This window comes from Anaeromyxobacter terrae (genome assembly GCF_022690685.1).
GTDB lineage: Bacteria > Myxococcota > Myxococcia > Myxococcales > Anaeromyxobacteraceae > Anaeromyxobacter > Anaeromyxobacter terrae.
In genome coordinates this window covers 168,396-195,345 of record NZ_JALCYY010000001.1, presented here as the reverse complement: position 1 = coordinate 195,345, position 26,950 = coordinate 168,396, and the positions used below count along the sequence as shown (strand labels likewise).

14 protein-coding genes and 2 pseudogenes are annotated in these 26,950 nt (G+C 72.6%); 8 read left to right on the top strand and 8 right to left on the bottom strand.

Annotated features, from left to right (window positions below; all coding sequences use genetic code 11):
* Nucleotides 1-72: 72 nt before the first annotated feature.
* The 6 genes and pseudogenes from selB to MNY62_RS00760 all read left to right on the top strand — a co-directional run bounded on the left by selB (nucleotide 73) and on the right by MNY62_RS00760 (nucleotide 8,632).
* Nucleotides 73-2,022, top strand: coding sequence for a selenocysteine-specific translation elongation factor (selB, locus tag MNY62_RS00775; protein WP_242342177.1), 1,950 nt, complete (start codon nucleotides 73-75; stop codon nucleotides 2,020-2,022).
* A pseudogene (locus MNY62_RS25660) lies at nucleotides 2,019-2,273 on the top strand (PAS domain S-box protein); the annotation flags it as partial. The gene selB and the pseudogene MNY62_RS25660, both read left to right, overlap by 4 nt.
* A gap of 192 nt (nucleotides 2,274-2,465) precedes the next feature.
* A pseudogene (locus MNY62_RS25655) lies at nucleotides 2,466-3,344 on the top strand (GAF domain-containing protein); the annotation flags it as partial.
* A gap of 21 nt (nucleotides 3,345-3,365) precedes the next feature.
* Complete coding sequence (locus tag MNY62_RS00770) at nucleotides 3,366-6,566, top strand: GAF domain-containing protein (protein ID WP_408628808.1); 3,201 nt, start codon at nucleotides 3,366-3,368, stop codon at nucleotides 6,564-6,566.
* Complete coding sequence (locus MNY62_RS00765) at nucleotides 6,559-8,010, top strand: sigma-54-dependent transcriptional regulator (protein ID WP_242342175.1); 1,452 nt, start codon at nucleotides 6,559-6,561, stop codon at nucleotides 8,008-8,010. The genes MNY62_RS00770 and MNY62_RS00765 overlap by 8 nt, the downstream gene beginning before the upstream one ends.
* A 295-nt stretch (nucleotides 8,011-8,305) precedes the next feature.
* Nucleotides 8,306-8,632, top strand: coding sequence for a response regulator (locus tag MNY62_RS00760; RefSeq protein ID WP_242342174.1), 327 nt, complete (start codon nucleotides 8,306-8,308; stop codon nucleotides 8,630-8,632).
* Nucleotides 8,633-8,713: 81 nt separating this feature from the next.
* On the opposite strand, the gene MNY62_RS00755 is transcribed toward MNY62_RS00760, so the two are convergent.
* The 3 genes from MNY62_RS00755 to nuoL are packed head-to-tail and all read right to left on the bottom strand — an operon-like array spanning nucleotide 8,714 to nucleotide 13,823.
* On the bottom strand, nucleotides 8,714-10,183 hold the full coding sequence (locus MNY62_RS00755; RefSeq protein WP_242342173.1) for an NADH-quinone oxidoreductase subunit N: 1,470 nt from the start codon (nucleotides 10,181-10,183) through the stop codon (nucleotides 8,714-8,716).
* Between the two features lies 1 nt (nucleotide 10,184).
* Complete coding sequence (locus tag MNY62_RS00750) at nucleotides 10,185-11,789, bottom strand: complex I subunit 4 family protein (RefSeq protein WP_242342172.1); 1,605 nt, start codon at nucleotides 11,787-11,789, stop codon at nucleotides 10,185-10,187.
* A 3-nt stretch (nucleotides 11,790-11,792) separates the two neighbouring features.
* Nucleotides 11,793-13,823, bottom strand: a complete 2,031-nt coding sequence (gene nuoL / locus MNY62_RS00745; RefSeq protein ID WP_242342171.1) for an NADH-quinone oxidoreductase subunit L — start codon at nucleotides 13,821-13,823, stop codon at nucleotides 11,793-11,795.
* A gap of 80 nt (nucleotides 13,824-13,903) precedes the next feature.
* Between nuoL and selA the strand changes: the two genes are divergently transcribed.
* Nucleotides 13,904-15,340: an L-seryl-tRNA(Sec) selenium transferase gene (gene selA, locus MNY62_RS00740; RefSeq protein WP_279426189.1), complete on the top strand. Its 1,437-nt coding sequence runs from the start codon at nucleotides 13,904-13,906 to the stop codon at nucleotides 15,338-15,340.
* A 21-nt stretch (nucleotides 15,341-15,361) separates the two neighbouring features.
* On the opposite strand, the gene MNY62_RS00735 is transcribed toward selA, so the two are convergent.
* Both MNY62_RS00735 and MNY62_RS00730 read right to left on the bottom strand, forming a co-directional pair.
* Nucleotides 15,362-16,054: a response regulator transcription factor gene (locus tag MNY62_RS00735; protein WP_242342169.1), complete on the bottom strand. Its 693-nt coding sequence runs from the start codon at nucleotides 16,052-16,054 to the stop codon at nucleotides 15,362-15,364.
* 9 nt (nucleotides 16,055-16,063) lie between these two features.
* Nucleotides 16,064-16,999, bottom strand: a complete 936-nt coding sequence (locus MNY62_RS00730; protein ID WP_242342168.1) for a sensor histidine kinase — start codon at nucleotides 16,997-16,999, stop codon at nucleotides 16,064-16,066.
* 765 nt (nucleotides 17,000-17,764) lie between these two features.
* Here MNY62_RS00730 and MNY62_RS00725 point away from each other — a divergent pair.
* A complete protein-coding gene (locus MNY62_RS00725; protein WP_242342167.1) occupies nucleotides 17,765-20,134 on the top strand; it encodes a multiheme c-type cytochrome in 2,370 nt (789 codons plus the stop codon).
* A gap of 504 nt (nucleotides 20,135-20,638) precedes the next feature.
* On the opposite strand, the gene MNY62_RS00720 is transcribed toward MNY62_RS00725, so the two are convergent.
* The 3 genes from MNY62_RS00720 to fadI form a co-directional block, all read right to left on the bottom strand.
* Entirely contained in the window at nucleotides 20,639-22,819 is a 2,181-nt protein-coding gene (locus tag MNY62_RS00720; RefSeq protein ID WP_279426188.1) for an OmcA/MtrC family decaheme c-type cytochrome, read from the bottom strand.
* A 515-nt stretch (nucleotides 22,820-23,334) separates the two neighbouring features.
* Nucleotides 23,335-25,503: a fatty acid oxidation complex subunit alpha FadJ gene (gene fadJ / locus MNY62_RS00715; protein WP_242342166.1), complete on the bottom strand. Its 2,169-nt coding sequence runs from the start codon at nucleotides 25,501-25,503 to the stop codon at nucleotides 23,335-23,337.
* 31 nt (nucleotides 25,504-25,534) lie between these two features.
* On the bottom strand, nucleotides 25,535-26,842 hold the full coding sequence (fadI, locus tag MNY62_RS00710) for an acetyl-CoA C-acyltransferase FadI (RefSeq protein WP_242342165.1): 1,308 nt from the start codon (nucleotides 26,840-26,842) through the stop codon (nucleotides 25,535-25,537).
* Nucleotides 26,843-26,950 lie beyond the last annotated feature (108 nt).

Genomic DNA, 26,950 nt, shown 5'->3' with positions numbered 1-26,950 from the left:
CGGCTCCACGCAAGCGGCGGGCGCCATAACGCAGAGGTTCGGGGGGGCCCGGGGGCCGCCACCGGGGAGCACATGAAGCGCGTCGTCGTCGGCACCGCCGGACACATCGATCACGGCAAGAGCTCGCTCGTCCGGGCGCTCACGGGGATCGATCCCGACCGGCTGCGCGAGGAGAAGCGGCGCGGCATCACCATCGAGCTCGGGTTCGCGCACCTCGCCCTGCCCGACGGCACCGTGGCGGGCGTCGTGGACGTGCCCGGCCACGAGCGGTTCGTTCGCGCCATGGCCGCCGGCGCGGGCGGGATCGATCTCGTCGTCCTGGTCATCGCGGCGGACGAGGGCGTCATGCCCCAGACCCGCGAGCACCTCGACATCTGCCGCCTCCTGGGCGTGCCGCGCGGGCTCGTGGCGGTGACGAAGTCGGACCTCCTCCCCGAGCTGGGCGCCGACTGGCTGCCCCTCCTCGAGCAGGACATCCGCGAGGCCACGAAGGGGACGTTCCTCGAGGGCGCCGCGGTGCTGCCGGTGTCCTCCGCGACGGGTGAGGGGCTCGACCGGCTCCGCGCCGAGATCGCCCGCCTCGCAGGCGAGGTGACGGAGCGTCCGGCGGACGGGCCGGTGTTCCTGCCCATCGATCGGGCCTTCTCCATGAAGGGCTTCGGGACGGTGGTCACCGGGACGCTCCTCTCCGGGCAGATCGCCGAGGGCGACGAGGCGGTGCTCCTGCCGTCGCCCCAGGGCGCGCCGGTGCTCCGCGTCCGGAGCGTGCAGGTGCACGGCAAGGGCGCGCCGCGCGCGCTCGCCGGCCAGCGCACCGCGGTGAACCTCCCCGGCATCGAGCCCGCCGCGATCGCGCGGGGCCAGGCGCTCGTGCACGCGGGCGTCGTGCCCGCGTCGTCGATCCTCGACGCCGAGTTGACGCTCCTCCCCGCCGCGCCGCGCCCGCTCAAGCACCGCGCGAAGCTCCTGCTCCACGTCGGCACCGCCCAGGTCCCGGCAGCGGTCGCGCTCCTGGACCGCGCCGAGCTGCGGCCCGGGGAGACCGCCTTCGCGCAGCTCCGCCTCGGAGAGCCGGTCGCCGCGCTCCCCGGACAGCGCTTCATCCTGCGCGGGTTCACGGTGCTCGAGGGGCGCGGCAAGACCGTCGGCGGCGGGCGCGTCCTCGCGATCGCCGCGCCGCGCCGCCGCCGCGGGCGGCCCGACGCCCTGCGGCAGCTCGAGGTGCTCGCCCGCGGCGACGCCGACGCGCGCGTCGCGGCCGTGCTCGAGCTGGCCGGACCGGCCGGGCTCGACCTCCCGGGCCTCGTGGGGCGGACCGCGCTCGCGCCCAAGGCGGCGCAGGGCGCGCTCGACCGGCTCGGCGCGAAGGGCGGCGCGGTGCTCTTCGACCGCGAGCGGCGCGCGTACGTCGGCGGGCCGGTCGCGCACGAGCTCGCGCGCCGGCTCGTCGCCGCGGTCGAGGCGTTCCACGCCGGGCGTCCGCTCGCGGCGGGCGTCGGCCGCGAGGAGCTGCGCGGGAGCCTGCCCCCCATCACCGATCCGCGCCTGTTCCAGCGGCTCCTCGCCCAGCTCGCGGAGAAGGGCGAGCTCGTCGTCGAGGGCGACCACGTCCGCAGGAAGGGGCACGCCGCCGCGTCCGGCGCCGGGGCGGGCGCGCTGAAGGAGAAGGTCGCGCAGGCCCTCGCGAGGGGCGGCCTCACCCCGGCCTGGCTCGCGGAGCTGCCGCTGCTCGTCGGAGGAGCGCCGGAGGACGTGCAGGCGGTCCTGAAGCTCCTCCTCGCCGAGGGGCGCGTCGTCCGGGCGAGCGCGGAGCTCTGGTTCGACGCGGTCGCGGTCGGAGCGCTGAGGGAGCGGCTCGTCGCGTTCCTGCGCGAGCGGCGCGAGATCACCACCCAGGAGTTCAAGGACCTCGTCGGCGCCACCCGCAAGCACGTCATCCCGCTCGCCGAGTACTTCGATCGCGAGAAGGTCACGCTGCGGGTGGGCGAGAAGCGCGTGCTGCGCGGCGAGGGGCGCGCATGACCGAGGCGCCGCTCGAGTCCGTCGGCACGGTCGTCATCCGTCAGGGCCGGATCCTGTACGCGAGCCCGCTCGTGGCGGCGCTCCTCGAGAGCACGAGCGCGGCGCTCGTCGGCGCGAACGCGTTCGAGCTCCTCGCCCCCGAGGACCGGGCCCGCACGGCGGACCGCTACGCCCGCCGGCTCCGCGGAGAGCCGACCCCGGCCGAGTACGAGGTCGCCCTCGCGCTGCCCGGCGGCGGGCGCCGGTCGGTCGAGCTCAGGGTGGACGTCGACGGCCGGGACGTGCTGGTGCGCGTCCGGGACGTCTCGGCGCGCGCCGACCGCCGCCCCCGCCTCGAGGCGCTCGCCGCGCTCGGCGCGGCCATCCAGCGCGAGCGAAGCGAGGCGGCGGTGTTCGAGCGCGTCCGCGACGGCCTGCGCGCGGTCGGGCTCACCTCGCTCCTCATGCGCCCGGAGGCGGACGGCGTGCGCCTGGAGTGGGCGGCGCCCGCGCCGGCGATCGAGGCCGAGTTCGGGGAGAAGACGGCCGTTCTCGTCGGCCGCGTGGGCGCGTGGGGATCGTTCTCCCGCGCGGTGTGGTCGGACGGCGTGGCGTACTCCGACGACTGGGGCACCGAGGTCGCGGGGTTCGTGGGCGACCTGCGGGCCGAGGTCGCGCGCGCGAGCGTGGTCGCGCTCGGCCTCACCCGCGCCATCGCGGTCCGCCTCGACGAGCGCACCGCCATCCGGCACTACCTCGTCATCGCGGGCGACTGGCTCGACCGCGGCGACGTCGCCGCGGTGCGGCTCTTCGGCGCGCAGGTGGCCGCCGCGCTCGACGCCGCGCGCATCATCGCCGACCTCTCGCGCCGCAACGCCGAGCTCGCCGCGCTGAACCGGCTCGGCGCCATCGCCGGAGACGCAGCGGATCTCCCGAGCTTCTTCGCGCGCGCGACCGAGCTCGTGCGCGCCGCCACGGGCTGCGACGCGCTCGGGATCTACGTGCTCGACGATCGCGCCGGCGAGCTCGTCTGCCGGTTCCACGACGGCGCCGGCGACCCGCCTGCCGAGGTCGACCGCCTCCCGCTCGCCTCGCCCCTCGCGGACGTGGTCCGCGATCGCACGGCGCGCGTGGTGGCGGCCCGCGCCGACGATCCGGGCGGCGCGCTCGTGGCGCGGCTCGGGTTCGCGGCGAGCGCCTGGGTGCCGCTCGTGGCGCGCTCGCGCGTGGTCGGCGTCATGACCGCCGGGTACCGCACCGGCCCGGAGCGGGCCCAGTCGCGTCTCGACGTACTCGCCGCGGCGGGGGCCCACTTCGCCGGCGCGATCGAGTCTCACGGGCTGCTCGGCGACCTGCGCCGCCGCGTGGGCGAGCTCACCCTCCTCAACGACCTCGCGCTCGCGTCGGCGCAGCTCGACCCGGTGCTGCTGCTCGATGCCGCGCTTCGCCGCGTGTGCGACACCCTCGACGCCGGCGGCGCGGCGTTCCTGCGAGACGGCGACCGGCTCCTGCTCGTCTCCGGGGTTGGCCTCGCGCCCGAGGCGGCGCGCGCGGTCGCGCAGCTCCAGATCGGCGAGGGAGCCCCGGGCCTCGCGGTGACGCGCCTCGCCCCGGTGGACGGGCGCGATCCGGCCATGCGCGGCGAGGCGTGGGAGGCGTTCCGCGCCACCCGGGGCGACGGCCCGCTCGTCGCCGTCCCGCTCCTCGCGAAGACGCACGCGCTCGGGGCGCTCGTCCTCGCCCGGCCCGCGGGCGGGCGAGACCTCGAGCCCGGCGACGTCGGCCTCCTCTCCGCCATCGGCGTGCAGCTCGGGGTCTCGGTCGAGAACGCCCGCCTGTTCTCGGACGTGCGCCGCCGGCTCTCCGACCTCGAGGCGGTCCACGCCCTCGCGCTGAGGATCTTCGGCAACGCGCCCGGCGACGTACGGGCGCTGCTCGAGGACGGCTGCCGCGAGGTCGCGCGCGCCCTTTCCGCCCGCGCCGCGGCGGTGCTGCTCGTCGAGGAGGACGGGCGCGCCCTGCGCGGCGTGGCGGCGTTCGGCGCGCCGATGGACCCGGCGCGGATGCGGATCTCGCTCGAGGAGGAGGGCATCGCCGCGGAGGCCTTCCGGCGGCGCGCCCCGGCCTGGAGCGCCGACGTGAAGGGCGACCCGCGCACGTCGTTCGGCGCAGCGCCGGGGATGCCGCCCCTCGCGATCCTCGCCGTCCCGCTGACCTCGCGCGAGGCGACGCGCGGCGTCCTGTTCATCGCCGATGACCCCGGCAGGACCTTCGGGGAGCCCGAGCTCGCGCTCGCGAACGCGCTCGCCGGAGAGCTCGCCGTCGGGCTCGAGAACGCCGAGCTGTACGCCGAGGCGCGCGCCCGCGTGGAGGAGCTCTCGCTCCTCAACGAGATGGGCCGGACCGTGGCCGCCTCGCTCGACCTCGACCAGGTGCTGCGCGACGGGGTCGAGGCGGCCCGCCGGCTGCTCGACGCGAGCCGCGGCGCGGTGGTCCTCTACGATCCGGTGGGGAGCGAGCTGCACCTCGCGGCGGGGTCCGGGGTCGAGGGGGAGGAGCGCGCCTTGCGCGGGGCGCTGCGCGACGGCGGGGTCTCCCTCCGCGTCATCCGCGAGCGGCGGGCGATCATCGTGGACGACGCCCAGGACAGCCCCGAGCTCAACGCGGAGCTCCGGCGCCGGTTCGGGCCGCGGGCCATGCTCTTCGCGCCGCTGCTCCTGCGCGGCGAGCCGCTCGGCGTGCTCATCATCGAGGAGTCCCGCCGCGCGCGGCGGTTCACCGAGGCGGACGTCCAGCGGGTGACGGCGGTGGCGAACCAGCTCGCCGTCGCGATCGAGAATGCCCGCCTGTACCAGGCCGCGCGCGACCGGCTCGCCGAGCTCTCGGCGGTCATCGACGTCGCGCGGGTGGTCTCCTCCTCGCTCGAGCTCGAGGAGGTGCTCGGCGCGGGCGCGGAGCAGCTCATGCGCACCCTCGAGGTGCCGGCGTGCACGATCCTCCTCGGCGACGTGCGCGGGCAGGTGCTGCGGCGCGCCGCGTTCCGGGGAGAGCCGGTCGGCGCGGACCGGCTCTCCCTCGAGGAGCCCTCGCTCGCGCGGGCGGCCCTCGAGGCGCGCGCGCCGCTCGCCGGGCGCGCCGACACGGGCGCCTCCGAGGCCGCGGTGCTCGCCGTCCCGCTCCACGTCCGCGACCAGCCGGTCGGCGTCGCGCTCGTGGCCGGCGCGGACGCGGAGCGCACCTTCACGCCTGGCGAGCTCTCCCGCGCCATGGCGATCGCGAGCCAGCTCGCCGTCGCCGTGGACAACGCACGGCTCTACTCCGAGACCCGCCGCCGCGCCGAGGAGCTCGCGCTGCTCCACGACGTCGGCCGCTCCCTCGCCACCCTCGACATCGAGCAGGTGCTCGGCGAGGGCGTGAAGAACCTCGCCCGCATCGTCGAGTGCTCCGCTGCGTTCCTCGCGCTCGGCGCCGGTGACGGGACGGGCCCCGAGATCCGTGCCGTCGCCGGCCCGCTGCGCGGCCTGCTCGGGCGCCACCTCCCCCTGGGCTCGTCGGCGCTGGCGAGCACCGTCCTCGAGCGGCGCGAGCCCATCGCGATCGAGGACGTGGAGCTGGATCCTCGCGTCACGCCCGAGATGCGGACGCTGACGGGGGCCCGCGCGGTGCTGGTGCTCCCGCTCCTCGTGCGCGAGCGCACCATCGGCGCGGCGGTCATCGTCGAGACGCGCGGACCGCGCCGCTTCACCCCCGGCGAGATCCAGCGCGCGGCCGCCATCTCGAACCAGCTCGCCGTGGCCGCGGAGAACGCCCGGCTCTACGAGGACCTCCGCAAGAGCTACGCGGAGCTCGCCCGCGCCCAGCGGCAGCTCATCCAGCAGGAGCGGCTCGCCGCGCTCGGCGAGCTCTCCGCCGTGGTCGCCCACGAGGTGCGCAACCCCCTCGGCGTGATCTTCAACTCGCTCGGCTCGCTGCGCCGGCTCATCCGACCCGCCGGCGACGCGAAGCTGCTCCTCGACATCGTCGGCGAGGAGGCCGATCGGCTGAACCGGATCGTCGGCGACCTGCTCGACTTCGCCCGCCCCGCGGAGCCGCAGCTCCGCCCGGAGCGGCTCGAGCGCGTCGTCGACGAGGCGATCCAGACCGCGCTCGCCCAGAACCCGCAGGGCGTCGAGGTCCGTCGGGAGGTGGATCCCGACCTGCCGGCCGTCCCCATGGACGCGCGCCTCGTGCGCCAGGCGGTGATCAACGTCGCCGTGAACGCGCTGCAGGCGATGCCGCGCGGCGGCCGGCTCACGGTCCGCCTGCGGCGCGACGACGGCGCCGCCGCCCTCGACGTCGAGGACACCGGCCCCGGCATCCCCGAGGAGGTCCGGCACCGGATCTTCGAGCCGTTCTTCACGACGAAGGCGAGCGGCACCGGCCTGGGGCTCGCGGTGGTGAAGCGGATCGTCGACGGCCACGGCGGCGAGCTCGTCGTGCACAGCCGCCCGGGGGCCGGCACGGCGTTCCGCATCCGGCTGCCGCTGCGCGCGTCCCCCATCGAGAAGGAGGCCGGCCATGGTTGAGCTCCCCCCCGGTGTCGCCGGCCCCGACGACGATCCGGGCCTCGCGCGCCGCGCCGGCGCGAACGCCCCCCCGACCGGCAAGATCCTCGTCGTCGACGATCAGAAGAACATGCGCGCCACGACCGCCATCGTGCTGCGCCAGGCCGGGCACGTTGTGGAGGAGGCGGAGGACGGCGCGGCCGCGGTGCAGCGCATCCAGCAGGAGACGTTCGACGTCGTCCTCACCGACCTGCGGATGCCGAGCGTCGACGGGATGGAGGTGCTGCGGGCGACGCAGCGGCTCGCCCCCGAGACGCAGGTCATCGTGATGACCGCCTACGGCACGATCGAGTCGGCGGTCGACGCGATCCGGGAGGGCGCCTACGACTTCCTCGCGAAGCCGTTCAAGGAGGACGAGCTCCTCCTGCGCATCTCGAAGGCGCTCGAGAAGCGGCGCCTGCTCGGCGAGGTGAGCCTCTTCGCGGGCGAGTTCCGCAAGCGCTACGGCCTCGAGCACGTGATCGGCCGCTCCGCCGCGATGCGGGACGTGCTCGACCGCGTGGTGCGCATCGCGCCCACCGACGCGACCGTCCTCGTGACGGGGGAGTCGGGCACCGGCAAGGAGCTCGTCGCCCGCGCGATCCACGTCGCGAGCCGCCGCGGTGACAAGCCGTTCGTGCCGGTGAACTGCGCAGCCATCACCGAGACGCTCCTCGAGTCGGAGCTCTTCGGCCACGCGAAGGGCGCCTTCACCGGCGCGATCCGCGCCCGCCGCGGCCTGTTCGAGGAGGCGAACGGCGGGACGCTCTTCATCGACGAGGTGGGCGAGACGGCGCCGGGCTTCCAGGCGAAGCTCCTGCGCGCGCTGCAGGAGGGCGAGATCCGCCGGGTGGGCGAGTCGGCGCCGGTGCAGGTGGACGTGCGGATCATCGCGGCGACGAACCAGGACCTGCGCCGCGCCATCTCCGAGCGCCGCTTCCGCGAGGACCTCTACTACCGGCTGGCGGTGGTGCCGGTCCGGATCCCGCCGCTCCGGGAGCGGCGCGACGACATCCCCCTCCTCGCCGCCCACTTCGTGCAGCGCTACAACCGCCGCACCGCCGAGGGGAAGATCCTCACGCCCGAGGCGCTCGCGCGGCTCCTCGATCACGACTGGCCCGGCAACGTGCGCGAGCTCGAGAACGCGATCGAGCAGGCCGCGGCGCTCTCTCCCGGCCGCGAGATCCACGCGGGCGACGTCCACATCGAGTCCATGGGCGACGCCGCGCGCGAAGCCGACGAGGAGCGCCGCACGCTCGCCGAGGCGGTGGAGGATGCCGAGCGGCGCGCCATCGAGGCAGCGCTCGCGCGGTGCGAGGGCGACCTCGGCCGCGTGGCGCGCGAGCTCGGGGTCTCCGCGACGACGCTCTGGCGGCGGATGAAGCGGCTCGCGATCGACGCGCGGGGCGCGCTGCCCCCGAGCTGATCGGCGTCTCCCGCCGCCCGCCGCGTTTCACTCCTGAAAAGGCACTTTTCAGCCCTGCAAACTCGGCGGGTGGAACGTCGCGCCCAGGGTCGCCCGGCCGCACCCTTGGTGCGCGCCATCTGGCTGGACTTCCTCAGCTTCTCGCCGTCCGGGTGCGCAAGGCCCCGAATGGCACCGATGTTGCTCATCCTGCACGAAGAGAAGTGCAAAGCAGCCTGTTGAAGGAGGTCCCCCCCCGCCACTTCAGCTGCGCTTTGCACTTCTTTTTCTTTTTCTCCGCGCGGATCGCCGCCGCATGGCCTCGTTCCTCATCGTCGACGGTGACCGCAACTTCCGCGAGGCCCTCGCGATCGCGCTCAAGCTGGACGGGCACGCAGTCGCCGCAGCGGGCAGCGCGGAAGAGGCCCTCGCCCGGATCGCCGCGGGGCGCCCCGACTGCTGCGTGGTGGACGCGCACCTCCTCGGCTCGGACGCCGTGCTCGAGACTGCGGCGGCTGCCGGCGCACGCACGGTGGTGACGGGCCCTCACGAGGACCTCCTCGTCCACGCCGCGCGCCGTCACCCCTGCGCGCAGCCGCTCCCGAAGCCGTTCGGCGCCGAGGCGCTCGCGCGTCCCGCCTGATTCCGCGTCCCTGACGTGCGCGCGCCCGCCGGCGCCGCGGGCTCGCGGCGCGGCGGGCGCGTCGAGGATCGTCGGAGAGGCCTACAGCAGGATCGCGCCGGCCGCCTGGGCGAGGCGAATCACCGGATCCGCGACGATGCCGAGCAGCACGACCACCGCGACCGCCGCCGCCAGCGCGACCGACGTCGCCGCGGACGAGAGCGGCTCGGCCTCGCCGGCCGCCGGCCTCATGTACATGTAGACCACGACGCGGAGGTAGTAGTAGACGCCCATCGCGCTCGTCAGGACGCCGAGGATGGCGAGGCCGTAGAGCTGCGCTCCGATGGCCGCCTGGAAGATGTAGAGCTTCCCGACGAAGCCGGCAGTGGGCGGGATCCCCGCGAGCGAGAGCAGGAAGACGGCCATCGCGAAGGCCAGGGCCGGGCGACGCCGGGCGAGCCCCGCGAACCGCTCGAGGTCCCACGCGTCGGCCGGCTCGTCGTCGGGCCGGGAGCGCCGCTCGAGCGCGCCGACCACCGTGAAGGCGCCGATCGCCGTCGCCGCGTAGGCGGCGAGGTAGAAGAGCAGCCCCGCGAGCGCCTTCTCGCGCACGCCCGCGACCGAGGCGGAGAGGACGCCGACGAGGAGGTACCCGGCGTGCGCCACCGAGGAGTACGCGAGCATCCGCTTCACGGAGCGCTGGGGCACCGCGAGCAGGTTCCCGAAGATCATCGTCAGGACGGCGAGGCCGCTGATGACCCCGGAGAACGCGGTCGCCTGGGCGGCGGTCCCCGCCTCCGCGGAGAGGAAGATGCGGGCGAGGAGCGCGAACGCGGCCGCCTTCACGCCGGCCGCCATGAAGGCGGTCACCGGCGTCGGGGCGCCCTCGTAGACGTCGGGGGTCCAGGCGTGGAACGGGACGGCCGCGATCTTGAAGGCGATGCCGGCGGCGACCAGGCTCAGGCCGGCGAGGGACAGGGGCGAACCGCGCCCCTTGGCCAGCTCGCCGAAGAGCGTGGAGCCGGACGCCCCGTAGAGCAGCGCCGAGCCGTAGAGGAAGAGCGCCGAGGAGATGGCGCCGAGCACGAGGTACTTGAACGCCGCCTCGGAGGGGCGCTTCCCGCGGCGCAGGTAGGCGGCGAGCGAGTAGGTCGCGAGGCTCATCACCTCGATGGCGATGAACGCGACGAGGAGGTCGGTCGCCATGCCGAGCAGGGCCATGCCGGCCGTGCCGAACAGGGCGAGCCCGTAGAACTCACCGCGCTCGGCGTTCCGGGCGCGCAGCCAGCCCGCGCCGACGAGCGCGGAGAGCGCGAGCCCTGCGCACACCACCACCGTCACGAACGCGGAGAAGTCGTCGACCACCGCCTGGCGGTTGAACACGTAGCCGGAGTAGGGCCGGAAGACCGCCGCGGCCCCCGCGGCGACGGCGAACACGACCGTGATCGCGGCCTGGTACCCGCGCCGTCCCGAGACGAGGAACACCTCGCTGAGGAGCACCGCGAGCGCCCCGACCGTGAGGATCGCGATCGGGAGGAGCGCCACGAAGTCGTTCGTCGGGAAGCCGTTCATGTCAGTGAGCCCCGCCGGTGGGGAGGACGATGGGGAGCGTCGGGGCGGGCACCTCTGCGGCCGCGCGGACCGCCACGGCCGGCGTGACCGTGCCGACCTGCGGGCCGGTGCCGAGCCGCGCCTCCGCCTGCTGGAACCGCGCGATGAGCCGATCCACCGCCGGCTTCGCCGGCGCCAGGAACGGGCCGGGGAGGACCCCCATCACGACGATGAGCACGAGCATCGGGACGAGGACGAAGCCCTCGCGCACGCTCAGATCGCGGAGCGCGCGGTTCGCCGGGTTCCGCATCGCCCCGAAGAACACCCGCTCGACCAGGATGAGCATGTAGACCGCGCCGAGGATGACGCCGATCGCGCCGAGGGTGGCGAACACGGGCGCCGAGCCGAGGCGCGAGAGCCAGGTGCCGGAGAGGATGAGGAACTCGCCGACGAAGCCGTTCGTGCCCGGGAGGCCGACCGACGAGAGCATCACGATGACGAACGCGGTCGCGATCCACGGGACCTGCTTCGCGATCCCGCCGTACTCGGCGATGAGGCGCGTGTGGCGCCGCTCGTACAGCATGCCGACGAGGAGGAACAGCGCGCCCGTCGAGACGCCGTGGTTCAGCATCTGGTAGACGGAGCCGGTGAGCCCCTCGGCCGAGAGCGCGACGAGGCCGAGCATCACGAAGCCGAGGTGCGAGACCGAGGAGTAGGCGACGAGCCGCTTCATGTCGGTCTGCACGAGCGACATGAGCGCGCCGTACAGGATGCCGATCACCGCGAGCACGGCGATGACGTTCCGGTACTGGAGCGCCGCCTCCGGGAAGAGCGGGAGCGCGTAGCGGAAGAAGCCGAACGTGCCCATCTTGAGGAGCACGCCCGCGAGGATGACCGAGCCCGCGGTGGGCGCCTCGGTGTGCGCGTCGGGCAGCCAGGTGTGGAGCGGGAACATCGGCACCTTCACCGCGAACGCGACGGCGAACGCGAGGAAGAGCCAGCGGGCGTGGTCGGGCGTCACCTGCAGCGCCTGCCGCGCCTGGACGTAGTCGAAGGTCCCGCCGTCGTGGAAGTAGATGTACACGATGGCGAGCAGCATGAGGACGCTCGCGGTGAACGTGTAGACGAAGAACTTCACCGTCGCGTACAGGCGGTTCTGCGAGCCCCAGATGCCGATGAGCAGGTACATCGGCACGAGGATGAGCTCCCAGAACACGTAGAAGAGCACGAGGTCGAGGGCGGCGAAGGTCCCGATCATCGCCGTCTCGAGCACGAGCAGCGCGATCATGAACTCCTTCACGCGCTCCTCGACCGCCCGGAAAGCCGACAGGATCACGATGGGCGTGAGCGCCGTCGTGAGCATCACGAGCAGGAGCGCCACGCCGTCGAGCCCGACGTGGTAGCCGATGCCGATCGAGGGGATCCAGTCCACGCGCTGCTCGAACTGGAACTCGGGGGCGCCGGCGGAGGCGTCGAAGCCGAACCAGAGCCCGAGCGACAGCGCGAAGGTGAGGAGCGTGAAGGCGAGCGTGACGACCCGGTGCTGGCCGTGCTCGTCGCGCGGGAGGAGCGCGAGCGCGAGCGCGCCGGCGAGGGGGAGGAAGGTGACGAGGGTGAGGAGGTTCACGGTCTAGCGCCCTCCCGCGCCGAGCACGGTCCAGAGGATCACGGCCGCGGCGACCGCCATCACCGCCGCGTACCGCTGCAGGTCGCCGTTCTGCGCGACCCGGAACATCGAGCCGGCGAACCCGACCGCGCGCGCGACGCCGTTCACGAACAGGCCGTCGATCGCGAAGACGTCCACGATGCGCCAGAGGATGTACGCGGCGTAGCGCAGCGGCTCGATGACGAGGAACTCGTACAGCTCGTCGACGCGGAACTTGTCGTAGGCGAAGCGGTACACCCGCGGGAACGCGAGGGCGAGCTTGCGGGGCGCCTCGAGGGCCGGACCGGCGTACATCGTCCAGGCGACGAGCGTGCCGAGCGCCGCGACGCCCCAGGCCGCGAAGTACGGCCAGGAGGGATGCGCGGCCGCGTGCAGGTGCTCGACGGCGAGGAGCCGCTCGGTGCCCGCCGCGAACACCGGCTCCACGAACCGCTCGAACACGTGGCCGAGCGGACCGTGCACCGGGAGCGCCAGCACCGTCGCGACGATCGACAGGAGCGCGAGGATCCAGAGCGGGATCGTCATCACCGGCGACGACTCGTGCGCGTGCTCGGCGGCGTGAGTGCGCGGCTTGCCGACGAAGGTGAGGAAGAACACGCGCGACATGTAGAAGGCGGTGCCGAGCGCGGCCAGCGTGCCGAGCACGTAGGCGATCTCGCCGACCTGGTGCCAGGCGGGGTTGTGGCTGAAGAGCGCGTTGCCGAGGATCGCGTCCTTCGACCAGAAGCCCGAGAGCGGCACGAAGCCGGTGATGGCGAGCGTCGCGATCCCGAAGGTCGCGGCGGTGTGCGGCATCTTCTTGAGGAGGCCGCCCATCTTGCGGACGTCGGTCTCGTCGCCCATGCCGTGCATCACGGAGCCGGCGCCGAGGAACAGGCAGGCCTTGAAGAACGCGTGCGTGACGAGGTGCAGGACGCCCGCCCACCACGCGCCGACGCCGACGCCGATGAACATGAACCCGAGCTGGCTCACGGTCGAGTAGGCGAGGACCTTCTTGATGTCGGTCTGGACGAAGGCGATGAGCGCGGCGAACAGCGCGGTGAGCGCGCCGACGAGCGTGACGGTCGCCATCGCCGCGGGCGCGAGCGAGAACAGGTAGGCGTTGCGCGCGACGAGGTACACGCCGGCCGTGACCATCGTCGCGGCGTGGATGAGGGCCGAGACCGGCGTCGGGCCGGCCATCGCGTCCGGCAGCCAGACGTAGAGCGGGAGCTGGGCGCTCTTGCCGCACGCGCCGACGAACAGGCCGAGCAGCGCGAAGGTGATGGCCGCCTGGTAGGTGCGGCCGGCGAACGTGCCGACCTGGATCGTGGCGGCCGGATCGAGCGTGCGCGCGATGGCCTGCAGGTCGCCGTAGCTCGCGGTGCCGAAGATCGAGATGAGCGCGAACAGCCCGACGAGGAAGCCGAAGTCGCCGATGCGGTTCGTGACGAACGCCTTGCGGCCGGCGAACGCCTTCGCGGGATCGGTGTACCAGAACCCGATGAGCAGGTAGCTGCAGAGGCCCACGCCCTCCCAGCCCACGAACGTCAGCACGAGCGTGTCGCCGAGGACGAGCGTGAGCATCGCCGCGACGAACAGGTTCAGGTACGTGAAGTACCGGGCGTACCCCGTGTCGTCCTCATGGGACATGTACGACGCGGAGTAGATGTGGATGAGCGTCCCGACGCCCGTGACGACCATGATCATGGTCGCGGAGAGCCGATCGACGAGCAGCCCCCACCCGATCGAGATGAGGGCGCGCCCGTCCGGGCCGGCGACGCGGATCCAGGGGTCGCCGCGGAAGTGCAGGACGGTGCCCTGCAGCGCCCAGATGAAGGCGATCGTCGAGACGATGAGCGCACCCACCATCGCCCCGAGGGCGATGAGGGTGACGTTCCCCTTCCCGATCCGCCGCCCGATGAGCCCGTTCACGATCGCGCCCGCGAGGGGGAACAGGATGATCGCCCAGAGATAGGACTCTGCCGCCGTGGGAGAGGCTACGATAGGGGGCATAGGAGTGCGCGAAGGATTACCCGCTCACGCGTGGTTAGACAAGGCTCTTGTCAGCGGAAAACCTCCGCTAGCATGCGGACATGAAAGCTCCAAATTCGCCCGCGAGCCCCCCGTCCGAGGCTCGAAACTTGCCGCGTGCCGACCGGCTGCTGGAAGCGGCCGAGAAAGCGGGCCTCGTGCGACGGCTCGGTCACGGCGTCGTGATGGAGGCGGTTCGGGCGGAGCTGGAGCGGATCAGGCGCGAGATCCTGGGTGGCGCCCCCTGCCCGCCCCCCGAGGCCATCGAGCGCGACCTCCTCGACCGGCTGGAGGCGGCGTCGAAGGGGTCGCTGCGGCCGGTGATCAACGCCACCGGCGTCGTCGTCCACACGAACCTCGGCCGCGCGCCCCTGTCCGAGGAGACGATCGACGCGATGCGTCGTTCCGCCGCCGGCTACACGAACCTCGAGTACGACCTCGAGGCGGGCGAGCGCGGCGATCGCTACGGCCACGCGGAGGCGCCGCTCTGCCGGCTCACCGGCGCGGAGGCGGCGGTCGTGGTGAACAACAACGCGTCGGCGGTGATGCTCGCGCTCGCCGCCCTCATACCGGCGCGCCCGTCCGGCGACGCCCCGGTGGACGGGGCGCCTGAGGTGGTGGTGTCGCGCGGCCAGCTCGTCGAGATCGGCGGCGGGTTCCGCATCCCCGACGTGCTGCGCCGCTCGGGCGCGGCGCTCGCGGAGGTGGGCACGACGAACCGCACCTACCGGCGCGACTACGAGGACGCGATCGGGCCGCGCACGCGCATCCTCATGTCCGTGCACCGCTCGAACTTCCGCGTGCAGGGGTTCGTGCACGACGCCACGCTCGAGGAGCTCGTCTCGCTCGGGCGCGAGCGCGACCTGTGGGTCGTCGATGATCTCGGCTCGGGCACGCTCCTCGAGACCGCGCCGCACGGGCTCGGGCTCGAGCCGACGGTCCAGGAGCGGGTGCGCGCCGGCGCCGACCTCGTCTGCTTCTCCGGCGACAAGCTGCTCGGCGGCCCGCAGGCGGGCGTCCTCGTCGGGCGCCGGGAGGCGATCCGGCGCGTGAAGGGCCACCCCCTCATGCGCGCGCTGCGCGTCGACAAGGTCACCCTCGCCGGCCTCGGCGCGACGCTCGCCCACTACGAGCGCGGCGAGGCGCTCGAGAAGGTCCCGGTCTGGCGCGCGATCGCGACGACGCCGGAGGCGCTGCGCGAGAGGGCCGAGCGCTGGCGCGCTGCGCTCGGCGCCGCCGGCGCCGGCTCCGCCGTGCTCCCGGGCCGCTCGGCGATCGGCGGCGGCTCCCTGCCGGAGGTCACGCTCCCGACCTTCGTGCTCGCCCTCCCCGCCGGCGATCCCGACGCGCTCCTCGCGCGGCTCCGCCGCGGCGATCCGCCCGTCGTCGCGCGGATCGAGGAGGATCGGGTCGTGCTCGATCCGCGCACGGTCCTGCCCGGCGAGGACGAGCCGCTCGTGCGCTGCCTGCGGGAGGCCCTAGCAGGCGGGAGCCGCTGAGCGCCGGGCGCAGCCCCGTCTCTACGGATTGAAGCGGTAGCCGACCCCGCGCACCGTCTCCAGGTGGCGGGGATGCTCCGCGTCGTCGCCGATGTGGGCGCGCAGCCGGGCGATGAAGTTGTCCACCGTGCGCGCCGTGCCGAAGTAGCGCGAGCCCCACACCGCCTCCATGAGCTGCTCGCGGCTGAACACGCGGTCGGGGTGCAGGACGAAGAAGGCGAGGAGATCGTACTCGCGGCTCGTGAGCTCGACCGGGTTGCCGGCCACCGTCGCGCGCCGGGAGTCGAGGTCGAGCTCGATCTGGCCCGCCTTGCGCACGGCGCGGTTCGGGCCGGTCTCCCCGCGGGCGCGCCGGCGCCGCAGGAGCGCGTCGATCCGGGCGAGCAGCTCCTTCAGCCCGAACGGCTTCACCAGGTAGTCGTCCGCCCCGAGCTGGAGGCCGGCGACCTTGTCGCCCTCCTGCCCCTTCGCGGACAGGATGAGGACGGGCAGCTCGGGGTCGTCCTTGCGGATCTCGCGCACGACCTCGAGCCCGCCGAGCCGCGGCAGCATCACGTCGACGAGGACGAGGTCGGGCTTCTCGGTCTTGGCGAGCCGGAGCCCCGTCTCCCCGTCGCTCGCCGAGCGCACGGTGTAGCCCTCCATCCCGAGGTTGAGCTGCAGCCCGCGGAGGATGGAAGGATCGTCCTCGATCACCACGATCTTCTCGCCCACACGTTCTCCCTAAGCGGGCCGCGCCGCGCGCGCGCCCTGCGGCGCCTCGGCGACGGCGCCGAGCGCGGGCAGCGAGATCGTGAACGTCGCGCCGTGGCCCACCTGGCTCGCCACCGACACCTTGCCGCCGTGGCCGTTCGCGATGTGCTTCACCATCGCGAGCCCGAGGCCGGTCCCCTCGATCGTGCGCGAGAGCGGGTCGCGCGCCCGGTAGAACTTCTTGAAGATCCGCTTGTGCTCGCGCTCGGGGATGCCCGGCCCGTTGTCGGAGACGCTGATCTGCACGGTCGGGCCGCTCGCCACGGCGCGCACGGTGATGCGCTTCTCGGGGCCGGTGTACTTGTGGGCGTTCTGCAGGAGGTCGAGGATCGCCTCGGAGAGCGCCTTCCGGTCGGCCATGACCGGCGGCAGGTCCGGCGCGACGTGGCGCTCCACCGTCGCCGGGTGCTGCAGGAGCAGCGCCTCGAACGCCTGGAGCGCCGAATCGACGATGGGGCCGACCGGCTCGCGGGTGAGCTGGTAGCTGCGGCGGCCGGACTCCATACGCGCCCAGTCGAGGAGCCTGTTGATGAGCCCGGAGAGCCGGGCGGTCTCCTCCGAGATGATCTCGAGCGCCTCGCGCTGGCGCGCCTCGTCGGGGATGCGGCCGAGCTGGAGCGTCTCGACGAACATCCGGATCGAGGTGAGCGGCGTCCTGAGATCGTGGGAGACCTTGTTCACGAAGTCGGTCTGGAGCTTCGCGAGCCGGGCCTCGCGGAAGATCACCGCGAGCGTCGCGGCCGACCCCGCGATGGTCGTCGTGACGAGCGCGACGATGAGCCAGCCGAAGACGTAGTCCCGCGGCAGGGTGCCGTAGACGAGGATGAGGATGCCCACCGTCAGCATGAGCGCCGCGGGGACGAGGACGAAGCCGATGACGAGCGGCAGGATGCGGCGGAGCTTCACGGGGCGCCTCGCGGGTCGACCGCATCTATAGCCCAGCAGCGCCCGGCGCGCCGCGGGTGCTGCCGGACGGTGGCCTGCCCGTGCCTGGTCGGCTCTCGGCTCGCGCCGGAGCTCTCGCGGCCTGCCGAGCAGGTCCTGCGTCTTCGCGGAGAGGCTGGACGACGTGCCGGCCGCTCCATCGCCAGCGTCGCGATGGACGGGATCGCTTCGTCGTGGAGAGTCGTGGAGACGCGAGGCCCGCCTGCGGGCCAGCCTCTGAACGCCGCGAGGCCGCCTTCGCGCTCGGTGCGAGCGCCCGCGCCGGCGGCTCATTGCCGCAGGGGCACGCTCCTGACCCAGGGGTGACGTCCAACCCGAGCGCGCGAATGATCCGCTCGGGCGACGCCAATTGCGCGTATTTGCTGCCGTTGTCTGTCGGTGCGCTTTCTTGCCGCACCAATCCGGAAGCCCGCGCGCGATTTGCGGGATTCACAGCGAGAGAACGTCACCCAATGCACGGCTCCGCGGCACAGCGGCAAAAGCGTCGTTCCGTCGGCAGGTTGCCCGCGAGATCCGGATGCGCGCCGGCGCACTGAGCCTCGGAGGATTTGCGCTGCGAGCCTCCGTTGATTTTGGCTCGCGGCACGCATTCGGGGGTCGGAATCTAGACGGAGGGGGGTTCCCCTCGTTTCATGCGCGACGGGCAGTCTGCAATTGCCTGAACCAACAATTGCTAGAGATCAAGGCTGGGCGCTCGCGCCCAGCCCACCTGGAGGGTTTCACCACATGCAGAGACGGATGAACAAGTTCGGCGCGCTGCTCTTCGCCGGCGTGCTCGCGCTGGCGGGCTGCCAGGGCGAGAAGGGCGCGAACGGCGCCAACGGCACCGACGGTACCGACGGCACGAACGGCAACGACGGCATGAGCGCGGTCACGGGCAAGCTGAAGCTCGTGATCGACGGCGTCGCGACCACCGCGACCACGTCGACGCTGACCTTCACGGTCTACCCGGCGGCTGCGGCCTGCCCGGGCGGGGCCTGTGACGACACGCTGAGCAACATGACGCAGAAGACCTTCTACGCCTCGGAGTACGACGCGGCGACGAAGACCTTCAGCACGGACCACACCTTCCAGTTCAACGGCGGGATTCACTTCAAGGGCATCGTGGACGGCGGCAAGGGCGCCCAGTACACGGCCGTCTCGAAGACCGGCGTGAACCCGAGCTTCGTCCCCGAGACCTCGCAGAGCGCGATGATCTACGGGTACATCGCGGACGCGACCGTGCTGCAGGCGCCGACGACCGGCCACTACGCGTTCCCGGACAACGTGGCGAGCGCGGCCAAGGTCTACGGCGCGATCGACTACACCTCCTCGGCGAACGTCTCCGGCTGCGAGAAGTGCCACGGCGCGCCGTACTCGAAGCACGGCTACCGCCAGGCCCGCGTCGCCGGCCTGCCGGACTTCGCGTCCTGCAAGGCCTGCCACACCGGCAAGCGCGTCGGGTCGGACCAGGACTGGCAGAAGATCGCCGACGATCCCGCCGGGTACAAGGCCGACGGCATCACGACGGCCGACAAGACGACGTACGCCTACACGGCGAACGTCATGAACGACACGCACATGTCGCACGCGATGGAGTTCAACTTCCCGCAGTCGATGGCGAACTGCGTGACCTGCCACGAGGGCAAGCTCGACGTCGTCCTCGCCGACGCCAACTTCAAGATCTCCACCTGCAAGAGCTGCCACCCGGTGAACGGCAAGGGCGGCACCGACCCGAAGCGCGCCCCCGCCCTCCTGGGCGACGGGACGACGACGAACCCGGGCGTCATGCCGGCGGCCATCCACGGCGGCATGGACCTCGCCACCACGGACTGTGGCCTGTGCCACAAGGTCGGCGGCGCCAAGACGTTCAAGCAGATCCACGGCGGCCGCATCGCGACCATCTACGCCGCTGACGGCACGCGGTACTCGGACGTCTTCACGACCAAGGTCGACTCGGCCTCGTTCGACAAGACCACGAACGTGCTGACCGTCAGCTTCAGCGCGACGAAGACCGGCGGCGACAGCATCACCCAGACGGCGGCCAACATCGTCCCGACGGTTGTGGTGAGCCTCTACGGCTACGGCACGAAGGACTTCGTCGTCAGCGGCCACGGGACGCACGCGGACGGCAGCCGGAACCTCGAGGCGACCGCCGGCGCCACGGTCCACCCGCGCGTCACCTTCAGCGGCACCGCGCCGTCCTGGACCGCCACGATCGACCTGAGCACCTGGGCGACCAAGATCGGCTCCACGGTCGAGCGGGCCGAGGTGGTCGTCCTTCCGAAGCTGCTCAGCAACCTCGCTGACACCGCCAGCCCCGCCCTCGCCATCAAGGGCGTGGCCCAGACCGTCGATCTCGTCGGCGCCACGACGCTCGTCGCGGCCGCGAGCTCGTACGGCAAGAACATCGTGGACCCGGCGAAGTGCAACGCCTGCCACGACGCGCTCGGGACGACGTTCCACAACGCCTCCTACGGCAGCGCGGGCGTCGTCGCCTGCCGCACCTGCCACACCGTCCTGAACGGCGGGTCGCACCTCGAGATGCAGTCGCGGTCGATCGACTCCTACATCCACGCCATCCACTCGATGCAGGCGTTCGATCCGGGTGACATCAACTACGCCGACCCGATCGCGGTGCTGCGCCACGAGCTGCACGTCGAGGGCAACTACCCGAACTTCGCCGGGACCCTGAACTGCAACTCGTGCCACAACAGCGGGACGTACGAGGTGCCGGACCAGACGAAGTCGCTGCCGAGCCTCCTCTCGGCGTCGGACCCCGTCGCGAACCGCAACATCCAGAACGTCCCGAGCTACGCCGTCGGCCCGGCGTCGCGCGCCTGCGGCTCCTGCCACCGCGCGAAGCTCATCAACGAGGACGACGCCGGCACGCTCGCCGCGTTCAACCAGCACACGGCCATGTTCGGCACGCTCGTGGCCGGCACGAGCGCCAACCTCGACGCGGTCACCCAGGACATCATGGGCCAGATCGGCGTCGCCCCGGCGTTCACCGGTACGCCGGTCGATGGCGCGCAGGTCGAGAGCTGCGTGGTGTGCCACCCGAACGCGGGCGCTGACCACCAGGCGGCGTTCAACCGCTGGGCGGACGGCCTCTAGTCGAGACCGGCGAGGTGGGGTCCGCCCCACCTCGCACCTTTTACTCGCACCATCGCTTACCCCCGGTGCGGCTCGCACGAAGGTGCCCGCCTCACTCTTTTTCATGGGGAAGCGCGCCGGGCGCACGAGTTCGACCCGGTACGCCGGCGCGTGCGGGCCCACCGTAACGCCGGCGACGGCCGTGTTGCATCGGATGCGAGCCTGTCGAAGGGCGAGGGCGGGCGGGTCCACTCGAGCGATCAGCGCCAGGAGCGCGAGCTCGTACAGCGCTGTCATCTTGCCGCCGCGGTGAAGTCGTGGCCGCCGCACTACGGCCACCTCTGATCGTCGCGGCCCTCGTGCTCGACCGATGGTCGCCGCCGGGCGCAGGCGCCCGCCTCGTCCGCCGATCGGCACGGACGAAACGAACCGCCCCCCGGGGCGCGAGGCTCCGGGGGGGCGGCGGGTGCTTCAGGCTGCCGGCGGGCGGCGGCGGGGCCGCCGTCCGCCGGGAGTGTGGCTCGTCTACTGGACCGAGTCGATCTGCGCCTGCGTGACGCCGAACGCGCCGCCGTTCTGGAGCATGTGGCTCTTCACGAGGGAGTTCAGGTGGCAGGAGGAGCAGACCGCGGCCTGCTTCGTCGTGCGGAGGTTGTCCGTCACGTCCACCGCGTCGGCGCCGGTGCCGGTCGTCGAGCCCGTCGCCGCCTTCGTGTCGGCGTACGTGCCGGCCTCGTGGCAGGCCTGGCAGCTCGCGAGCACGTTCGGGTAGGTGACCTCGGAGAAGTCGTTCACCGAGTTGCCGTAGCCGTACACCACGATGCCGGTCGAGCGCTCCTGGTTGCCGTGGATGGCGTGGATCATGGTCTTGAAGTCGATCGACTCCTCGACCTTGCCGTCCGCCGTCGTGCCGGTCGCCGGGCGCTTCGAGCGATCCGTCGCCTCGCCGTTGTGGCACAGCGTGCAGGTGGTGATGTCACCCGTGCGGTTCGAGCCGTGCAGGCTGAGGTTGCCGTGGCAGGCGTTGCACTTGGCGATGTTGACGACCGTGCGGCGCGCGACCGGGGTCGCGTCCGTGATGGCGAACGGCTTCGAGACGCTCGTCACCGGGAGGCGCACCGCGGCGCCGTTCACCACGGCCGCAGGGTGGCCCTGGAGCGCGACGGTGCCGCTGCCCTTGGCGTCGGCCGGGACCGCGACCGTCGAGGTGACGGTGAACGTGCCGTCGCCGTTCGCGACCGCCGCAGGGCCCAGCGCGTTGATGCTCACCGCCCCGCCGAACGTCGCGTTCGTGCCGACGTTGCGGATGTCGGAGTTGCTCCAGCCGATGAGGACCGCGAGCGACGACGCGCCGTTCGGCTGCGTGAAGTACGGGCTCGCCTTGATGTCGACGGCGTTGCCCGTCGCGACCTCGACGACCTTGAACGTCACGGCCGGGAGCTCACCCGGCGCCGTCTTCGCGATCGAGACGATCTCGTACTTGAGCTTCTTCGCCTCGACCTGGTCGACCTGCGCGTGCGCGGTCGTGAGCTGGTCCGTGGTGTGGCAGGACTTGCAGTCGGCCGTGGCGGCGATGTTGAACGGGTGGGCCACCTGGTTCGTCCCGGGCGTCGTCCCGGCGAACACGACGCCGTCGTGGCAGCTCGTGCAGGCGTGGGCGCTCGGCTTGGTGTTCCAGGCGTCCGCGTTCGCGCCGGTGTGGCACTTCGTGCAGTTGAGGACGCTCTGCGGGTAGGTCACCCCGCTGAAGTCGTGGCTACCGATGGTGAACGGGTTCTTCACGACCGACGCCGCGTGGATGCGGTGGACCATGACCGTCATGTCGATCGGCGAGCCGCTCGAGTCCATCCCGCCCTTGTTGTGGCAGGTGACGCAGAACGGGATCTCCATCCGGCGACCGTGGACCGTGAGCTTGCCGTGGCACTGGTTGCAGGCCGCGGTCGTGGCGATGTCACGCGCCGTGGCGACGAGGGTCGAGCTCTCGGGCATGAAGTCGGCGTAGCCGTTCGCCGCGACCGTGAGCACCGGCGTGCCGGTGGTGGCGTCGGTGTACGTGCTGTCGGCGGTCTGAATGCCGATGCGGTGCACGGCCGCCGCGTCGTAGCTGACCGCGAGCGGGGCGGACACGAAGGCCAGATCGGTCTTGAACGTGTACTCGTACACGCCGTTGCCCAGGTCCCGGATCGTGCCGACCGAGCCCGTCGTGCCGTAGGAGTACTCGGTCGTCGGGTTGATCGCCGTCGTGGTGGTCGACTTGCTGTTCACGTACGCCTGCCACTTGTCCGGCTCGCCGCCCGCGGCGGGAACGAGCTTCGCGACCGTGAGGCGGAAGCGCGTGTAGCCGGCGACGGCCACGCCCTTGTCGTTCTTGAGCGTGAAGAGGACCACCGGCTGGCGGGAGTCGGTGCTGGTGTCGACGACCACCGCGTTCACGGTGATGCTGCCCTTCGCGAGCGCGGCGGCCGCCACCGCGTCGTGACCGGCGGCGGAGTCCGCGAGCTGCGACTTGCCGTGGCAGAGCGCGCAGGTCTCGGCGGTGATGGGCGTCTGCCCGTCCGCGCCGCCAGGGCCGGTCGGCCCGGTCGGTCCCGTGGGGCCGGTGGGGCCAGCGGGACCCGGATCACCCTTGTCCGCCGAGCAGCCCGCGAGCGCGAGCGTGCCGGCGAGGAGGAACATCCCCATCGCCTTGAAGAGCTGTCTCGTCATGTGTCGTCGTCTCCAGAGAGTCCCCGCGCCCATCGGGGGGGCGGGTCGCGCATGAAAAGCGCGAGTTGGCGCTGCGTCAAATTGCCCGACGCTCATTTGCGTCATGCGCGCCAGACTCACCCCCGTCTCCTCGCGCAAGGTCTTCGCCACGGACCCTGCGTGAAGTCGGCTCAGGGACGACGCCGAACCTGTGATTCCAGCGCGCGAAATTCCACGAAGCGGCGATCATGGAATCCCCCGCTCGACGCTCCATGCCAGACAACGCCCGAAGCGCGAATCTTGACCTGGGGCAACCATTCCGCGCTGTTGCGCGTAATTGCTCGCTTCGCGGAATCCCTTTGCGCGTCAGACAGGCCACGGTCCTGCGGGACCCGGGTGCCGTCGCGGGACCCGCACCGATGGTCGCGGTGGCCCGCGCAGGTTCGTCGAGCCGCTCGACGCTCCGAAACGAAGAGGCCCCGCGACGCAGCGGGGCGTCGCGGGGCCTCGGGGACGTCGCGCCGGGAGCGCAGGAGCTACGGGTGGAACGGCTTCCCGGAGGCGGCGTGCTCGACGAGGAGCGGGGCCGGCTCGAACCGCTCGCCGTGCCGCGCGCGCAGCCGCTCCAGCCGCGCGAGCAGCTCCTTCGCGCCGACCTTGTCGGCGTAGCGGAAGGGGCCGCCGCGGAACGGCGGGAACCCGAGCCCGAACACCGCCCCCACGTCGCCGTCGCGGGCGCTGCGGAGGATGCCCTCGCCGAGGCAGCGGATCGCCTCGTTCACCATCTGCAGGACGACGCGCTCGCGGATCTCGTCCTGCGGGAAGGTCTTGCGGCTGCGGCCGCCGGGGAGGAGGTCGTAGACGGTGACGTCGACGCGCTTCTCCTTCTTGTCACCGTACGTGTAGAAGCCCTTCTTGTTCTTCCGGCCGAGCCGCCCGGCCGCGACCACGTCGTGCAGCGCGGCCGGCGGCGCCATCCGCGCGCCGAACGCACCGTGCAGGATCTTGCCGACCTTCTCGCCCACGTCGATGCCGACCTCGTCGAGGAGCGTGATGGGGCCGACCGGGAAGCCGAACTGCACGAGCGCCCGGTCCAGGTCCTCGACCGCCGCCCCCTCCACGAGGAGCTCCGCCGCCTCGTTCATGTAGGGCGCGAGGATGCGGCTCGTGTAGAAGCCCGGCCCGTCGCCGACGACGATGACGGTCTTGCCCTGCTTCTTGCCCAGCGCGACCGCGGTGGCCGTCGCCTCGGGCGACGTCTTCTCGGTCACGATGATCTCGAGGAGCGGCATCTTCTGCACCGGCGAGAAGTAGTGCATGCCGAGCACGGTCTCGGGGTGCCGGGAGGCCTCTGCGATCTGGGTGATGGGGATGGACGAGGTGTTGGAGGCGAAGATGCCGGTGGGGTTCACCGCCTCGAAGGCGCGGACCATCTCCTGCTTCAGCGCGAGGTCCTCGAACACCGCCTCGATGAGCACGTCCACCCCCGCGAAGCCCGACCAGTCGGTGGTGGCGGTGACGAGGCGCACCTTCTCGTCGCGCTCGAGCCGGTCGATGGAGCGCCGCTTCACGCGCTCGTCGAGGAGCCCCTTCACGCTCGCGAGCGCCTTCGCGGCCGCGCCGTCGTCGCGCTCGCGGATGCGCACCGGGACGCCCGCGTTGGCGGTGACGAAGGAGATGCCGCTCCCCATGAGCCCGCCGCCGAGCACGCCCACCCGCCGCACCGGCCGCGCCTTCACCGAGGGATCGTCGACGCCGGTGTCCTTCTTGAGCGCGGTGGTGGCGAAGAAGATCTCCATGAGCCGCCGCGCCACCTCCGAGACGGCGAGCTGGCCGAAGAGCTGGGCCTCCTTCTCGAGCCCGCGCGCGAAGCCCTTCTGGTAGCCGTGCTCGATGGCCTCGAGCGCGCGGACCGGCGCGGGGTACATGCCCTTCGTCTTCGCGAGCACCGCCTTGCGGGCCTGGCGGAAGAGCACCTCGCGCCCGATGAAGTTCTCCTCCAGGGCGATCCGGGTCGCGCGCTCGACCGCGCTCGCCTTGCGCCGCGGCTCGCGGCGGAGCTTGCCGGCCGCGAGCGCGAGCGCGCGCTGCCGGGCGATCGTGAGGAGCAGCTCCGGCGGGACCACCTCGTCCACGAGGCCGAGCTTGAGCGCCTTCCTCGCCTTCACCGTCTTGCCGGCCAGGATGAGGTCGAGCGCCGCCTGGATGCCCACGAGCCGCGGGAGCCGCTGCGTGCCGCCCGCGCCGGGGATGAGGCCGAGCTGGACCTCCGGCAGGCCGAGCTGGGTCTTCGGATCGCTCGTCGCGATGCGGTAGTGAGAGGCGAGCGCCCACTCGAGCCCGCCGCCGAGCGCGGCGCCGTGGATCGCGGCCACCACGGGCTTGCGGTAGCGCTCGAGCCGGTCGAGGCCGGCCTGCATGTCGCGCGCGAGCTTCTCCGCCTCGGCCGCCTCGGTGATCGACTGGATGAGGTCGATCTTGGCGCCGGCGACGAAGCCGTCCTTCTTGCCGCTCGCGAGGACGATCGCCTTCACGGCGTCGTCGACCGCGAAGCCGTCGAGCAGGCGGAAGAACTCCTCCACCGCGCCCGGCTCGATCACGTTCACGCTCTCCCCCGGCTCGTCGAGGAGCAGGGTCGCGACCCCATCCGCCACGTCGACCCGGAAGTTCCGGGCCTGCTGCTGCGCCGCCTGTGCCGTCATCATGTGCGTCCCTCCGCGATGTCCGGGCCCGTGCTCACTCGCGCTCGAGGACGAGCGCCGCCCCGAGGCCGCCCGCCGCGCACACCGTGAGCAGCGCGTACTGGCCGTTGCGGCGCGAGAGCTCGCGGAGCGTCTGCACGATCATCCGCGCGCCGGTGGCGGCGAACGGATGGCCGAGGGCGATCGAGCCGCCGTTCACGTTGAGCTTCGCGGGGTCGATCTCGCCGAGCGGCTCCGGGCGGCCGAGCTCCTTCGCCGCGAAGTCTTTCGAGGCGAACGCCTTCAGGTTGGAGAGCACCTGCGCCGCGAACGCCTCGTGCATGTCGACGAGGTCCATGTCCGCGAGCCGGAGCCCGGCGCGGTCGAGCGCCACCGGCGCGGCGTAGGCCGGCCCCTGCAGGAGCTGGTCGCGCGGATCGAGCGCCGCGTAGGCGTAGGAGCGGACGAAGCCGAGCGGCCTCATCCCGAGCGCGCGCGCCTTGTCCTCGCTCATGAGCACGAGCGCGGCGGCGCCGTCGGTGAGCGGCGAGGCGTTGCCGGCGGTGATGGTGCCGTACCTGCGGTCGAACACGGGCCTGAGCGCCGCGAGCGCCTCCAGGGTCGTCTCCTTGCGGACGACGTTGTCCTTCGCGGCGACCCGCTCGAAGCGCGGCGGCACCGGGACGTGCATGACCTCGCCGTCGAACTTGCCGCCCTCCCACGCCGCGGCGGCGCGGCGGTGGCTCTCGTAGGCGACGCGGTCCTGCGCCTCGCGCGAGATCCCGTTCCGCTGCGCCATGAGCTCGGCGCTCTCGCCCATGGTGAGCCCCGTGGTCGGCTCCTTGAGTGCGGGCGGCTGGGGCGCGAAGTCCTTCGGGCGCAGGGTCGAGAGGAGCCGGAGCCGGTCGGTGAGGGTCTTCGCCCGCGAGAGCTCGACGAGCGCCTGCGCGAGCGCGCGGGTCGCGAAGATGGGCGCGTCCGACAGGGACTCGGCGCCGCCCGAGATGGCGCAGTCGGAGTGGCCGAGCAGGATCTGGTCGGCCGCGTCGGTGGTCGTCTGGATCGACGTGGCGCAGGCGCGGGCGACGGTGTGCGCCTGCACGCTGCGCGGGAGCTGCGTGCGGAGCACCATCTCGCGGCCGATGAGCGTCACGGTGGGCGACGGGATCACCTGGCCGAACACCACCGAGTCGAACTCCTTCGGCGGGATCCCGCTGCGCGCGACGAGCTCGTTCACGACGAGCGCGCCGAGCTCGACGGCGGAGAGGTCCTTGAAGTCCGTGCCCGCCTTGACGAACGGCGTGCGGAGGCCCGCGACGACGGCCGCCCGGCGGCCCGGAGGAACGGTACCGTTCATGCCCATGGATCTCTCTCCGATTGACTGGGGAATCGGTCGGCTGCTCGGCGAGTTGTAAGGAGCTTGGCGCGGAGCGTCAACGACGCCGAGGGCCTCCCCCCGGCCGGGCTCGCA

What these genes read in the sequence shown, in the direction of transcription:
- fadI (WP_242342165.1), bottom strand. Translation starts at nt 26,842, where the DNA reads ATGGGCATGAACGGTACCGTTCCTCCGGGCCGCCGGGCGGCCGTCGTC.
- MNY62_RS00755 (WP_242342173.1), bottom strand. Translation starts at nt 10,183, where the DNA reads ATGAACGGCTTCCCGACGAACGACTTCGTGGCGCTCCTCCCGATCGCG.
- MNY62_RS00725 (WP_242342167.1), top strand. Translation starts at nt 17,765, where the DNA reads ATGCAGAGACGGATGAACAAGTTCGGCGCGCTGCTCTTCGCCGGCGTG.
- selB (WP_242342177.1), top strand. Translation starts at nt 73, where the DNA reads ATGAAGCGCGTCGTCGTCGGCACCGCCGGACACATCGATCACGGCAAG.
- selA (WP_279426189.1), top strand. Translation starts at nt 13,904, where the DNA reads ATGAAAGCTCCAAATTCGCCCGCGAGCCCCCCGTCCGAGGCTCGAAAC.
- MNY62_RS00760 (WP_242342174.1), top strand. Translation starts at nt 8,306, where the DNA reads ATGGCCTCGTTCCTCATCGTCGACGGTGACCGCAACTTCCGCGAGGCC.
- fadJ (WP_242342166.1), bottom strand. Translation starts at nt 25,503, where the DNA reads ATGATGACGGCACAGGCGGCGCAGCAGCAGGCCCGGAACTTCCGGGTC.
- nuoL (WP_242342171.1), bottom strand. Translation starts at nt 13,823, where the DNA reads ATGCCCCCTATCGTAGCCTCTCCCACGGCGGCAGAGTCCTATCTCTGG.
- MNY62_RS00765 (WP_242342175.1), top strand. Translation starts at nt 6,559, where the DNA reads ATGGTTGAGCTCCCCCCCGGTGTCGCCGGCCCCGACGACGATCCGGGC.
- MNY62_RS00720 (WP_279426188.1), bottom strand. Translation starts at nt 22,819, where the DNA reads ATGACGAGACAGCTCTTCAAGGCGATGGGGATGTTCCTCCTCGCCGGC.